The organism is Shewanella sp. SP2S2-4 (assembly GCF_031932025.1).
GTDB lineage: Bacteria > Pseudomonadota > Gammaproteobacteria > Enterobacterales > Shewanellaceae > Shewanella > Shewanella baltica.
This window is the reverse complement of record NZ_JAUOER010000006.1, coordinates 100,800-115,088: the sequence shown is the minus strand read 5'-3', so window position 1 is coordinate 115,088 and position 14,289 is coordinate 100,800. Positions and strand designations below refer to the sequence as shown.

The following is a 14,289-nucleotide window of genomic DNA, read 5'->3' as shown; positions in this document are numbered from 1 at the left end:
CTCCCTTTTCATTGATTTTTATTCGGCGAAGAAGTACTAAGCTACGCCATTAAGCCGTAATGAGTATCACCCAGTGTTGGTATAAAGGTAAGCCAATTAACACATTAACCGGAAACGTAATGCCGAGTGAGGCCAGCATAGCCAGTCCAATATTGGCTTCGGGTATTGCGGCTCGAATGGCCGCAGGCGCTGCAATATAAGATGCACTGGCACTTAATGCTGCTAGCACTAAAATGCTGCCAGAAGGTAAGTCCAACCATAATCCTACGGCGATACCGCACCAAGCCAATACAAAGGGCGTTACGGCGGCGAACACCAATAAGCGCCATTGTTTTAGTGGTAGCGGCAAACACACTTTGGCCGTCACTAAGCCCATTTCAAGTAAAAATAATGCCAGTAAAGTTTTGAATCCGCCTAGTAGCACAGGTGTGAGCGGCGCAAGCCCCGTTGGGCCGTAAAGCCAACCAATCACTACGCCGCCAACGAGTAAGACAACGCCGCGGCTGGTTAACGCTTCGTGCAATACGCTCGATTGAGTTTCATTCTTGGGTGATGTTTCAATTGCTTTTTTGGCGCTTAAGTACCTGTGTAGCCAGAGCATCACGACGATCGCCGGCAGCTCCAGCAGCACGAGATACAGGGTGGTTTCGGGTCTTAATATCAACCCTGATTTTTCCACCATAGCCATCACCACCGCAAAGGTTCCCGCGCTAACGGAGCCGTAATGGGCGGCAATGCTAATGGCATCTGTGTGACCAATGCGAACCAGCCGAGTTAACACTGGGTATAGGGCCAAGGGGATAATGAAGCCTAAAGCAACAACCGCTAACAGCTCAGTGAGCACTAAGTTTTGGGTGTGACCGTGGAGCGCCATTCCGCCCTTTAAGCCCAAAGTGAGCATTAACAGTATGGATAGGGTTTCGTAGATCGCGGGGGGGACTTTAAGATCTGACTTCACTAGGCCAGCTAACAAGCCTAAGGCAAAAAAGGCAATGACAATATCGGGCATAAGTATCTCATTAATTTTGATTTTTAAGCCGTGCAGAACAGGCTTAAATGTCGGGTGATCCTGATGGCTGGTGATTTTGGACCTAATTGGTTATATTGAAAAATAAATTGTTTACCACTTAGGTATAGATAATTGTCTATGGATAAGCGTTCGTCATCGACTCAGCTTAAATTGCGGCACTTGAGTTTCCGTTTGCTGCAGGTGTATGTGCAAGTGGTGCGGTTAGGCAATATTTCCGCAGCGGCGAGGGCCTTGCATTTAACCCAACCCACAGTGTCATTACAGCTTAAAAAGCTGGCCGATGTATTGGGTGAGCCGTTACTCGAGAGTCGTGAAGGCCGCATGTTACCGACCTTGATTGGCAATGAACTCTACCGCGCCGCCTGCGATACCTTGAGTCGTTTTGAGGATTTCGATGCCTTTATGCAGCAGGCTAAAGGTGGCAGCGTCGGGCATATTAATATCGGTATCGTCACTACCGCCAAATACGTGTTACCACGGATTTTAGGGGCCTTTTATCGGCAGTTTCCGCAGGTTAAAGTGACCCTAAATATCGGTAACCGTGCCCATGTATTAGGTCGATTTGAGCGCCAAGAAGATGATTTATACCTGTTTAGTCATCCTCCTAGTGGCGATAACGTCTTATCTGCGCGGATCATTAAAAACCCGCTGCAATTGATTGCGCCAAAAGATCATTGGGCGGTGGGCCGTGAGCAAGTGAATTTTAACGATCTCAAACATGAGCGTTTTATCGTGCGCGAGCCGGGTTCTGCCACCCGCTTGATGTTTGAGTCTTGGTGCAGCGGTCAAGGCATCACGCTTAGTGACACTATGCAAATTGAGAGCAATGAGGCGATACGCCTAAGCGTCGCGTCGGGCTTGGGGTTGTCGGTGATTTCGGCGCACACGCTGCAAGAAGGGCGCGAAAAACCGGCTATTTTGCCAGTGATGGGTTTTCCGCTCGAAAGTAACTGGTATCTGGTTGGCCGCAAAGATCGACGCTTGCCCTATGCTGCCATGCAGCTGGTGGACTTTATGGCGGCGCATTTGGCCGAGTGTATCGAGCCCGAATGGGTTGCCGCCGATATCAGTGAACTGGCTATGCACTTTAATCATGCGCCGCAAACTCGGTCTTAGCTGAGTTCATGTTTTTGATACTGAATGATTTTATTCAGTTAGATATGTGTTGATACATTGAGGGTAACGTCTTTTAGCACACCTTGTGCAGTTACCCTCAGGTCTCATTGTAAAACGAGATTTGGCCTTAAATCTGACGACTGTACGAGGCGACTTTACACCTTAAAGCGCGTCAGTAGGTTGTTCAGTTCTACCGCTAACCTTGATAATTCATGCGCCGAGGCACTGGTTTGCTGGGCTCCCGCGGCGCTTTGGCTGGCGAGATCGCTAATGTTCACTATGTTTTTATCGACTTCACGGGCGACTTTCGCTTGTTCTTCTGCGGCGCTTGCGATGACCATATTGCTGTTGTTCATCGTACTGATTTGAGTGTTAATCGTGTTTAATGCATCCCCAGCGAGCCTTGCGACAGCGAGTGCTTGCTCTGCCTTTTGACCACTGTGCTGCATCGATAGCACAGCGGTTTCGGTGCCGTGCTGGATCTTGTTGATCATGTCTTCAATCTCGCGGGTCGACGACTGAGTGCGGTGGGCTAGCGCGCGCACTTCATCGGCAACGACCGCAAAACCACGGCCAGTATCGCCCGCTCGCGCCGCTTCAATAGCTGCGTTGAGGGCCAGTAAATTCGTTTGTTCTGCAATCGCGCGGATCACATCTAAAACTTTGCCAATATCGACAGCTTGCATGGCTAAGGTTTGGACAATTTGCGAACTTTGCGTCACATCCTGATTCATGTCGATAATGGCGGCGACGGTTTGATCTACCTGTTTTTTACCTAATTCAGTATTGCGGGCGGTTTCTTCTGAGGCTTCTGAAGCGAGGACTGCAGTATTGGCGACTTCATCCACCGCCGAACTCATCTCGGTAATTGCGGTTGCAGCCTGTTGTATTTCATCATTTTGTTGCTGTATACCGCGGGAAGCATCTTCAGTCACAGAATTGAGCTCTTCGGCGGCGGAGGCGAGCTGGTTAGAGGAGTTTGCTATATGGGATAAGGTATCGCGCAGGTTCTGCTGCATCCCTGCTAATGACTGCATCAGCTGACTGGTTTCATCATTGCCATCTGTACGGATTTTCTGCGTTAAATCACCGCTTGCGACCGTCACTGAAATATCTACTGCTTCTTTCATCGGCTGCACAATACTGCGGGTTAAGAGTGTGGCTACGACAAATGCGGCAATCAAGGAGGCTACTATCACCACGCTGTTGAGTAGCTTACTTTCCTCGTAGGCTTGTGCGGTGATCTCGCCCTGTTTGCCTGCATATTCGGTATTTAAGTCGCCAATGCTGATAAGCGTTTTAGTTATTTTATCAGCTTGTAACGTCATCACTTCATCCATTATTCGTTTAGCTTCAGTCGTGTCATTGGCCTGCAGCTTACTGATCATTTGATCTTGGTTCTGTAAATATAACTCTAAATTATGACTAAAATCCTGATAGAGGGCTTGCTCACCAGGCAAACTAATTAAAGGCTCGTAGGCCTTTTGATCCGTTTTAATGTTCTCGCGAATTTGCCTTAAGGTTTCGAGCCCTTTGTCACGCTCAGCCGCCGAATCGGCGAGTAATAGACGAAATGTAAATACCCTAGCGCGCATCACGTTAAGATTGATGCTCGATAGCGTGACGAGTGTCGGCAGGGTATTTTTTTCAATTTCTTCTGAGGAGACTCGCATGGATGACATAGTTTGTAATGACATCAGCCCCTGAAGTAACAAGACTAGACCGAGTAAGCCAAACGCAGTAATGAGTCGTGAGCCAATTTTAATTTGTCGTAACCACATAAGCGAATCGTCCCTGTATTTAAATTAGTTCCGTCTAAGGTCGTTCTTACTGCTTTTAAACTAATGCTTTCGAACTACTGCTGTCGAGCCATAAAGTTCGAGTAAATAAAGTCGAACTTATGCTTCCTAACTTTAAAACTAAACGTTATCGCGCAGAGTCGGAACTATGAGTCTTTGGTTTAATACACTATAGATTATATTTTTAAAATTTCTTGCCGTAGAGTGTAAATTTAATTGATTAAAACCTATAGGGCGTAAATTAGCATAATTGAAACTAAGTTATACCGTACCTTAAATATCTAGGTTAGCAAACCGTATTGCTGAATTGAGTGGGGTAATGCCTTTGGTTTTATTAAGGCTATCTGTTGGAGTAAAGGTGTGAGCTGCGATTAGTTTTTTGATTTTAAACGGTTAAGGTGAGGTTTTGTGCTGATTTGATAAGGTTTTATATTGGCAATCTAGGTCATTAGACTCATGTTTCATGTCGGTCGTTTTAAAGGTGTTATTCAAACTTTTACTATACTGATTGTATAAGTGACTTCGTAATCTACTGTTCCTTTGGACGTTTTTATTTTTTGTGCTAATGATTGTCCAATAATAAATGGGTAAATTATTGGTGCTTATTTTTTGTCTCTTTCCTTGTCTATTTTCTTGTTTGTGCAAAGCAATAAATAATCAATCGTTTTACGCTAATTCATGTCGGCTCATTTCTATTAATCGGCTGTAGGTGCGGCGGAATTCAAAACTAAGTGCGCCACCTTGGTAGAGTTCGCTCAGTGGCACGTCGCAGCTGAGATAAAGGCTGACATTTTGATCGTACAACTCATCAATTAAGCTGATAAAACGTCGCGCTGGGTCGTCGTTGGCGGCGTAGGAGAGTTTGCGCTCGCCCGTAGCTGCGGCTTGGTTTGCTCCTGTGCCGTCCTCCGTGCCGCGGGCACGGATCCAGCCTTTCACTTCGCCGCCCAGTTTAGGAACACCGCTCACCATTAAGATCTTAAATCGACTGGCGATTTCGATGTAATCGAGTTGGGATCTTGGGCCATCACACAGGGCATAAAAGTCGAACCAAGCAACGGCGTTGTCTGTGGGCTCTAAAGCGGCGCGGATCACTGGGATTTCACGGTTGCAGATGGTGAGGCTAGCATTGCTCATTCTGCTATCACTAACGTTAGAATCGCAAATACCAGTATCGCTAATGCCAACAGCGCTCATACTGAGTGCATTTGGCGTTAACCCATTCACTAGCTTGTCAAAAATCTGCTCAAAATCGAGTGTTCCGGTAATGCCGATATTGCGGGAAATCGAGGCACTCATTTCAGCGCTTTCAATGCCAATCTCGTTGTTTAATAAAGTATTGATGGCGTGCATCCTGTGGTCTTGGTTGCCAGCGAGATGCAGCATTTGCGTGTGCGTTTGCAGCAATTGGATACAAGGTAAAAATCTGTGTCTGGCTAAGCCGTTCTCATACAAGCGCTCAATAGGAATATTTGAGGTCGCGATCAGCACCACACCTTGTTCGAATAGGCACTCAAATAGCCCTGCGAGTATCATGGCATCGCCAATGTCTGAGACAAAAAACTCATCGAAACACAGCACCCTACATTCTTTCGCTAGATTTTTTGCTATAAGCGTTAACGGATCGCGTTTACCCGAATGCTCACGCAGTGCATTGTGTATCCGTGCCATAAAGCGGTGGAAATGCAGTCTTAACTTGCCTTCACTTGGCAAACAATCGAAAAACAAATCCATCAGAAAGGTTTTACCGCGACCGACATCGCCCCACAGATACAAGCCTTTGATGGATTGTGAATGGGAGAGGCGTGCTGAATAGGGCTGTGGCATCAAGTGTTTAAATAACATATCGAGCGCCAACACCGCCTGTTGTTGCGCTGGATCGTCAACTAGATTTTCGCTCACTTTGGCGCGATACACTTCCAGTGGCGTCATCATTGGCATTATCGATTGCGAGCTAGCGGAGTTTGAATGAGCCATGTCGGGGTCTCGTTGGCGGTTGTTTTAGGTGTTTGCTGCAGTCAGTGTGTGCTTTAGCTTTGATTAAGTGCGATATCAGTACTCGCCTTTTGAGGCATAATGCTACTCATACTTAGGTACTCGGGAGCCATATTGCAAGATGCTCAGGGTAACATAGTCGCTGGCGTGACTTAAATCCCGCTCTGAGGCTTAGGCCAAATACTAAACGAAACCAGTGCTTTATTCTCGGGGACTTTTACCTTAACATCTTTGTCACAAAAATAATGATATGGAATGAATCCTATGGCTAGCAAAGGCAATGGCATTACTTTTATCAGTGCACAAACCTCGATTGAGGGTGACATCCAGTTAGAGAGCACGGCATTAATTGCGGGTAAATTGCAGGGCAAGATTGGTTCAGCGGGGCAAATTAAGATCGAACTTGGCGGCGAGATCTCCGGTGAAGTCAGCTGTGATGAGTTGCGGGTGTGCGGCGTATTTAGTGGGCGAGTCTGTTGTAATAAGTTGATTATTACCAGTTCTGGAGTGGTTGACGGCGAAGTTGCTAGCCATCAGATGGAGATTTACGAAGGCGGCCAGTTTATTGGTCAGCGGATTAAAGGCCCTGAGCTTGATGCCTTGCCTGACATGCTAAAAGCGATCGCCCCAGCGGCTCAACGCTCGGATGCGCACCTATATGCCAGTGAGAGCGGTTCATTAAGAGGCGATAATCGGGCGATTCGCCCTTGGTTGTATGTTGCTGCTGCAACTGTCGTCATCGCCTTGGGCTTTAGTTTTGGACCCGAGCCATTGCGTGAGTGGTTACCGAATGTGAGTGATAGTCCGCTCAATACTGAAGTGTCTCCCGTGGCACAGGGGCTAGATGCTGAAAAGGCTGCCAATCCATTACTGACTGAACAAACGACTGCGCCAGATACCGCGAATGCCGACAATACGGCGGCGTTATCCGCAGATCCCGATCCGCTGGCTTTATCGCAGGATTCGGCGATGGAAGATTTACAGCAGATGGAACAAGGCCATGCACAGATGGCGCAGGGTGATAATGGCACCGCGCCCGCCAGCGAGAATGCAGGCAATAAGCTCTGATTGCTAAGCGAAAGCTCGAATCTATTCGCTTGAATCAATTATCTCGAATAAATAGGTACTCGCATCGTTGGGTCGAGCATTTGGTGTTTTTTGTTCGAGCATTCTTATTTGCTCATCGTTGCTAATGCTTATCGCCGAAATCCAGCTCAATCCTACTCAATCTCTCTTCAAGTATTGTTGCTAGTTCCCTCAGAAGCGCTTAACGGCGCTTTGCTTTTATGGATGGCTTCTAGCTTAATTTAACGTTCCAAGGGTAAATCCGTCCTATTTTTATGCTATTTCACTCATCTGTTAACATTCAGCGTCCGCTAATATTCCTGTCATATTTTCATTGAGTTATCTCTCATTCTTACCCGTTTTGTGCACTTCAAGCCGTTTCCCTTGAGTTAAGTTTATTTTGTTCATGAACTTTATGATTTTTAGTCACCTTAAGTCCCTTAATGAAGATTAAGTGCGTTAAATATCTTTAACGAAATGTTAACGATACATTTCATCCTCTGGGCGAGGAAGTAGTCCGTCACAGACCTGACACAATTCTAATAACACAGGCATTCCCACAGGGAATGGCAGACTGCAATACAGGAGGCATTGATGCCTAGATTGACCTTACTTGCCGCGGCAACCGCTGTGGCCTTTACTGGTTTTGCGAATGCGCAAGACTTAACGCCACAAGAGCTTCAAGCACAACTCACCCAATTGACTCAAGAAGTTAACCAGCTAAAACAACAGCAGGCAGCGAATGCCACTGCGACTCCATCTAAGCCTAGCGCGCCAGCTTTTGAGATAGGTGGTCGCATTCAACTCGATTACAACCTCTTCAATGGTGCCTATAACGCCGAACATAACGGCAGTAGCGCGCAGGATATTTTCCCCCGCCGAGTCCGTACCTTTGTTGAAGGCGAATTACAGGATTGGGATTACAAGCTGTTGCTTGAATTTGCTGAGAATACCGCTGAAATCGTCATGGCTCGGATGCGTTATTCGGGTTTTGAGAATGGCCCTAAACTGCAATTTGGTAAGTTGCGTGAGGATATCAGCCTTGATGCGCTCACCAGCAGTAATCACATTGCGCTGATCGAACGTTCTAGCCTCGCCGATACTATGTCGCCGTACTTCCGCTGGGGTGTTTCTGCCTATCAATATTTCCCCAGCACAGGTTTACGTTACGCCTTGGGTGTTTATAAAAACGATGCCTTTGGTAGCGATGGCAAAGATGAAACTGATGATTTGAACTATGCCCTGAGCTCGCGAGTGACTTGGTCACAGGCCAAAGAACCGGGCCAAGTGCTGCATGCAGGCTTGTGGTACTCAGCGCGTCAAATGGGCGGCGATGACTTGCCTGCCAGCTTTGCTCGCGGCGAACTGCGCGAGACTAATACTCGCCTGATTAACTATGTCGCCGGTGGTGAAACCGCAGCGATTGATAATCTAAATCAAGCGGGTTTAGAGCTGGCATTTCAACATAATGGCTTGTTGTTGCAGGGCGAATATGCCCAGCGCAGTTTAAACACCCAAGATCCTCAGTCAGTGCTCGATGGTGAGCGTTATCAGGCGTATTACCTGCAGGCGAGTTACTTCTTAACGGGCGAACAGCGCAGCTATTCCAAGGGCAGCGCCGTGTTTTCCCAGCCTAAGGGCGTAACCGATGCATGGGAATTGGCGGCACGTTTTTCTAGCGTGGATGCGAGCTCCGACTTCCAAGGTACTAAAGCTCAGACCTATACCTTAGGCGTGTCTTACTACTTTAATCCAAAAATCAAAGTGATGGCTAACTACATCCATTCTTCCGTCGATGGCGCTGGCACGATTGCCTTAGTCGGCAATGAAGATGTGGGCGATGCCTTTGCTGCCCGTTTGCAATACGTGTTTTAGGAGTAATGAATCATGTTGAAAATGAAATCTTTAGTCATGAGTGCGCTGTTACTCGGTGCCTCTGGCATGGCGAGTGCTGATATCCACTTTATCATTCCTGGCGGTCCAGGCGGTGGTTGGGATACCACAGCGCGCGGCGTCGGTGAAGCTTTAGTGAAGTCGAAAATCGATGGTAATGCCTCTTTTGAGAACCTCTCGGGTGGCGGTGGCGGTCGTGCGATTGCCTCTATGATCAAATCGAAAAACAAACAGGGCGATATTTTACTGGTTAACTCGACTCCGATTGTGCTCCGTGCACTTTCAGGACAAATCCCGTTTAGTTATCGTGATTTAACGCCGGTTGCAGGCATAGTCGCCGATTACGGTGCCTTTGTGGTACGTAACGATTCACCGTTGAAAACCTGGGACGATGTGTTGGCGGCCTTTAAGGCGGATCCACAAAGATTCAATATCGCTGGCGGCTCGGCGCGCGGCAGTATGGATCACTTAGTTGCGGCGCAAGCGATTGCGGCGGCGGGCTTAGATGGCGGTCGTTTACGTTATGTTCCCTACGATGCGGGTGGTCAAGCTAAGGCTGGCTTACTCTCGGGCGAAGTCGATTTATTGTCGACGGGATTCAGTGAAGCGTTAGAAATTGCAGGCAGTGGTCAAGGGCGGATCCTTGCTATGACGGCACCTGAAATCGTTGCCGAGCATCCAGAGGTTCCGACGATTAAATCTCTCGGTTATGACATGACGTTTACTAACTGGCGCGGCTTTTTTGCGGCACCCGATACGCCTAAAGCCAAAGTTGATGAGTATGTGGCCAAGTTTGCGGCGCTGATTAAGACGCCAGAATGGGAACAAGTGCGTGCCCGTAATGGTTGGATCAATTTGTTTGAACCCCAAGCCGAATTCATTAAGTCATTGGAAGCACAGGAGCAACAGCTTAAAGCCACTATGTTGCAACTGGGCTTTATTAAGTAAGGAGTGACAGATGTTGAATCGTGATCTGATTGGTTCCTTGCTATTTGTCGCCGTGTTTACCGGATATGGCGTGCTGGCATGGCAAATTCCCTTATTGCCGTTTGAAGAATTTGAAGTCGTGACATCTTCCACTATGCCGAAGATTTATGCTGCCATGGGATTGATGTTTAGTCTGTTTTCTCTGGTTGCCGTCTTGCTGAAAGGAAACACGGTTCAACAGCGGGGGGCGCTGCTGACAAAAGCCGCCTTACAACAAACCGCGGCGCTGATTGTGCTGATGGTCTTGTATGCCGCCGGACTCGAACCGTTGGGGTTTGTTGTCGCTACCTTATTGTTTTTGGTCGCTGGATTTTGGTTGATGGGAGAGCGCCGCTTTAAGATTTTGCTGCTCGCCTCTGTGCCCGTGGTGTTGGTGTTCTGGGTGTTGATGACGCAAGTCTTAGGTATTTACTTGGCCTCAGGTTCTCTTTGGAGTTAACTATGTTCGATGCAATGTTTATTGGTCTATCGACCGCGTTTGAATTGCAAAACCTCATGTATGTGGTCTTAGGCTGCTTGGTCGGCACAGTGATCGGTATGCTGCCGGGATTAGGGCCGATCACAGCGATCGCCTTGATGATCCCTGTGACTTACAGCATTGGCCCCAGCTCAGGCATGATCTTAATGGCGGGCGTGTACTACGGCGCTATTTTTGGTGGGTCGACTTCATCAATTCTGATCAACGCCCCGGGCGTGGCAGGAACGGTTGCGACGTCATTCGATGGTTATCCGATGGCGCAAAAAGGCATGGCAGGTAAGGCATTAGCGATTGCGGCCTATGCTTCGTTTACCGGCGGCACTATCGGCGCCATTATGTTGATGGTCGCGGCGCCATTATTAGCGCAAGTATCACTGAGCTTTCAATCGGGCGATTATGTGGTCTTGATGTTCCTCGGTTTGACGGCCATTGCGGCGTTTTCGAATCGTGGCGATTTCCTCAAGGCCATGATGATGACTCACTTAGGTTTGTTGCTCTCGTCAGTGGGGATCGATCCTTTCTCGGGGATGGAACGCTTCACCTTCGGTCAGCCAGATTTACTCGATGGCATCAGTTTTCTGTTAATCGCCATGGCTACTTTTGCCCTGTCGGAAGCGTTAATGAATGTGATTAAGCCGCCTAAGTCGACCGAAAACATCAACTTTTCAGCGCAGCCGATTGGTAGCACTCGCTTAACCAAAGAGGAAGTGAAAGAGATAGCACCTGTGATTGGTCGCTCTTCGATTTTCGGTTTTTTGATTGGGGTATTACCGGGCGCAGGCGCAACGATTGCCAGCTTTATGGCCTACGGCACTGAGCGTAATTTATCCCGCGGCGCGAAACGCGATGAGTTTGGTAAGGGCTCGATTCGCGGTGTTGCGGCGCCTGAGTCGGCTAACAATGCGGCCTGTACTGGCTCATTTGTACCCTTATTGACCTTAGGTATTCCGGGGTCGGGTACCACGGCCATCATGCTCGGTGCATTAATCGCTTATGGTATTCAACCTGGCCCTATGTTGATGCAAGAGCGTCCAGACGTGTTTTGGTCTGTGATTATCTCTATGTATTTTGGCAATATTATTCTGCTGGTGCTGAATTTACCGCTGATCCCTTATTTTGCCAAAGTGCTGGCTTTGCCTAAGTCGATTTTGACTGTGATGATTTTGTTTTTCAGTTTGATTGGGGTGTATTTAGTCTCATTTAATACCTTCGATCTGTTCTTGATGATAGGTTTTGCGATTGTCGCTGTGGTGCTACGTTTGCTGGCATTCCCAATGGCGCCGCTGCTACTGGGCTTCATCCTCGGTGATATGATTGAGCGTAACTTCCGTCGTGCTATGATCGCCTCCGATGGTTCTTTGAGCTTCCTGTGGGAACGCCCGCTAACACTGACTATCTTGATTGTGGCAATTGCGATGCTGGCTGTGCCATTGATCGGTTTTATTCGTAGTCATCGTAGTGATAAATTGGCGAAAGCCTCTTAATGTAAAGGTACGCTAATGAGACGCCCTAAGCGCTTAGAAACGTGGTTAATCAGTGGGGTGACTTGCCTGAGTTTGTTGCTGTGCGCCTTATTTGGCGGCATCAGCTATCAAATTTTGAGTCGCAGTATTACTGAGCAATCGGGCGCTAAGGCATTAGGGCTGGCCCATGCGGTCGCGACACGGACCGATGTGATTACCGCTTTGCAGACTGGGCATTCGAGTCCCCAATTACTGGCCGCGATAGAAGGAATACGTCTAGCGTCTAAGGCCGATTTTATCGTGGTGGGCGATACCCATAAATACCGTATCGTGCACCCAGATTCAGATAAAATTGGCAAGAAGATGGAGGGCGGTGATAGCCAAGCGGCATTAGAAGGGGAGTCTTATATCTCCGAGGCGCAGGGCAGTTTAGGTCGTTCTATTCGCGGTAAAGTGCCAGTGCTTGACGAGCAAGGCCAAATTATCGGCTTGGTTTCCGTGGGCTTTTTGAGCCAGTCCGTGGGCGCGTTAATCGATAAACGTATTCCTGAAATCATCATGACAGTCCTAGGGGTGTTATTGATGGGCGTGTTGGTGGCTTTTTGGATGGGACGGCAAGTACGGGAAATGTTGTTCGGCTTGCAACCTGCTGAAATTGGGCGTTTATTTGTCGAGCAGGACGCGATTCTTAACACAGTGCGAATGGGGGTGGTGGCATTGGATGCCGATGGCCGTATCCGCAAGTTGAATCAAAGGGCGCGGGAGATCTTAGCCTTATCTCCGACCTGCCAACCTAATACTCTGATGTTGAGTGATTTATTGCCGCAGCACGCCGATTTTCTACTGACGAACCAAAACAAAACCATCAGGGGATTCGAGTTATTTGCCAATGAGCAATGGCTGGTGATGTCGCGGGTGCCGTTTCAGGTACGGGATCAAAATGATGGCTTGCTACTGACGATGCGCCCCGCCGATGAAATTGAGCGCTTGAGCCAACAACTCGCAAAAGTGCAAGAGTTTGCCGAAATGCTCAGAGTTCAAACCCATGATTACTCGAATAAACTGCATACTCTAGGTGCCTTGTTGCAACTCAAAGCCTACGACAAAGCGGTCGAATTTATTGGTCAAGAAAGCCAAGGTTGGCAGGCTCAAATCCATTTATTACTGTCGCAAATCCATGAGCCGACGATCGCGGGATTACTCTTGGGTAAGTACCACAAGGCGAAAGAGCTGAATATTGAGTTTCAAATCAGCCCAGATAGTCAACTCAGCGATGTGCAAGACGCCATTATGCTAGAGCGGATGGTGTCGATTATGGGCAACCTTATCGATAATGCCATTGAGGCTGTGCACAGGGCGAACAATCATAAGCCCCGCCGCGTGGTCGTGACCTTAGATGAAACTGCCTCTAACCTGATTTTTGATGTGGAAGACAGTGGCGATGGGATTTCTAAAACCGAGTACAGTACGATATTCGATCCAGATTACAGCTCTAAGCAGGGGGCGCAGCACGGTGTGGGCATGTATATCGTTAATACTTACCTGTGTGCCTGCCATGGCAGCTTAGAGTTTGCCGACTCAGATTTAGGTGGAGCGCGTTTTTCTGTGTATATTCCCACTAAACCTTTACCTGAAGTAGGTACCGTTTAATGCATACCGTCATGATTGTTGCGGACCAAGTTGCGCGTGTTGCTGAGTTAACCGCACCGTATTTGTTTCCTGAACTTCTGCCTGAAATAGGTATTGTTTAATGCATACAGTGATCATCGTCGAGGATGAAGTCGAAGTCGCCCATTTGGTTGCGCAATATTTGTTCTCGACCAATCGTTATAAAGTGATTGGGATGGCCAGCGATATCAGTACCGCGCGGTCTTTATTGGGCGCCATCACGCCGGACCTCTTACTGCTAGACGTGTATTTACCCGACGGTAATGGTTTGAATTTACTAGCAGAATTACGCAGCCAAGGGATCCGCAGCGAAGTGGTATTGCTCACTGCGGCCAAGGAAGTGCAGATTTTAGAAAAAGCCATGCAGTTAGGGGTGTTCGATTTTCTGGTGAAACCTGTACTGTTGAGCCGGTTAGATCAAGCCCTGAGTCGATTTGAGAGCCGGCAGCTCAAACTTTCTGCCACCGAAGAGCTGACTCAATCCGTAGTCGATGCCTTTATGGAAGTGCCGACAGGGACGACTAAGGCTGCTGCTCGTTTGCCAAAGGGGGTCGACCAATTGACCCTACAGAAAATCCGTGAAGTGTTTGATGCTAAGCCGCAGGATAAACTCACGGCGCAAATGGTGGGTGAAAAGCTAGGCGTTAGCCGTTCTACCGCGCGGCGTTATTTAGAGTTTTTGTTGGAATGCAATGAGCTGGCGGCGGACCAAAGTTATGGCTCCATCGGCCGCCCCGAACGTTGCTACCACAGAGTGCGCTAGTCTTCTGTTCAGCTTTTGCTTTTTTGCATTCA

General features: G+C 48.1%; 11 protein-coding genes. 8 read left to right on the top strand and 3 right to left on the bottom strand.

The window, feature by feature from the left end:
• Positions 1-49: 49 nt before the first annotated feature.
• On the bottom strand, positions 50-1,009 hold the full coding sequence (locus Q4Q54_RS07070) for a sodium-dependent bicarbonate transport family permease (RefSeq protein ID WP_259483516.1): 960 nt from the start codon (positions 1,007-1,009) through the stop codon (positions 50-52).
• Between the two features lie 138 nt (positions 1,010-1,147).
• On the opposite strand from Q4Q54_RS07070, the gene Q4Q54_RS07065 reads away from it, so the two are divergent.
• Positions 1,148-2,146, top strand: a complete 999-nt coding sequence (locus Q4Q54_RS07065) for a LysR family transcriptional regulator (RefSeq protein WP_311988067.1) — start codon at positions 1,148-1,150, stop codon at positions 2,144-2,146.
• A gap of 155 nt (positions 2,147-2,301) precedes the next feature.
• On the opposite strand, the gene Q4Q54_RS07060 is transcribed toward Q4Q54_RS07065, so the two are convergent.
• Positions 2,302-3,927: a methyl-accepting chemotaxis protein gene (locus Q4Q54_RS07060; protein WP_311988066.1), complete on the bottom strand. Its 1,626-nt coding sequence runs from the start codon at positions 3,925-3,927 to the stop codon at positions 2,302-2,304.
• 684 nt (positions 3,928-4,611) lie between these two features.
• Complete coding sequence (gene zapE / locus Q4Q54_RS07055; protein WP_311988065.1) at positions 4,612-5,922, bottom strand: cell division protein ZapE; 1,311 nt, start codon at positions 5,920-5,922, stop codon at positions 4,612-4,614.
• A gap of 282 nt (positions 5,923-6,204) precedes the next feature.
• Here zapE and Q4Q54_RS07050 point away from each other — a divergent pair, with 282 nt between their 5' ends.
• The 7 genes from Q4Q54_RS07050 to Q4Q54_RS07020 all read left to right on the top strand — a co-directional run bounded on the left by Q4Q54_RS07050 (position 6,205) and on the right by Q4Q54_RS07020 (position 14,257).
• A complete protein-coding gene (locus Q4Q54_RS07050) occupies positions 6,205-7,008 on the top strand; it encodes a polymer-forming cytoskeletal protein (protein WP_012586906.1) in 804 nt (267 codons plus the stop codon).
• Positions 7,009-7,599: 591 nt separating this feature from the next.
• A complete protein-coding gene (locus Q4Q54_RS07045; RefSeq protein ID WP_311988063.1) occupies positions 7,600-8,880 on the top strand; it encodes a porin in 1,281 nt (426 codons plus the stop codon).
• Between the two features lie 12 nt (positions 8,881-8,892).
• Positions 8,893-9,846, top strand: coding sequence for a tripartite tricarboxylate transporter substrate binding protein (locus Q4Q54_RS07040; RefSeq protein ID WP_006082913.1), 954 nt, complete (start codon positions 8,893-8,895; stop codon positions 9,844-9,846).
• Positions 9,847-9,856: 10 nt separating this feature from the next.
• Positions 9,857-10,324, top strand: a complete 468-nt coding sequence (locus Q4Q54_RS07035; protein WP_006082912.1) for a tripartite tricarboxylate transporter TctB family protein — start codon at positions 9,857-9,859, stop codon at positions 10,322-10,324.
• Positions 10,325-10,326: 2 nt separating this feature from the next.
• Complete coding sequence (locus Q4Q54_RS07030; RefSeq protein WP_011623841.1) at positions 10,327-11,847, top strand: tripartite tricarboxylate transporter permease; 1,521 nt, start codon at positions 10,327-10,329, stop codon at positions 11,845-11,847.
• A 15-nt stretch (positions 11,848-11,862) separates the two neighbouring features.
• The gene (locus Q4Q54_RS07025; protein WP_006085946.1) at positions 11,863-13,476 is read left to right on the top strand and encodes a sensor histidine kinase; all 1,614 of its coding nucleotides are present in this window, start codon (positions 11,863-11,865) and stop codon (positions 13,474-13,476) included.
• 100 nt (positions 13,477-13,576) lie between these two features.
• Positions 13,577-14,257 (top strand): response regulator, encoded by a 681-nt coding sequence (locus Q4Q54_RS07020; protein WP_012088376.1) that lies wholly within the window; start codon positions 13,577-13,579, stop codon positions 14,255-14,257.
• The last annotated feature ends 32 nt before the right edge of the window (positions 14,258-14,289 follow it).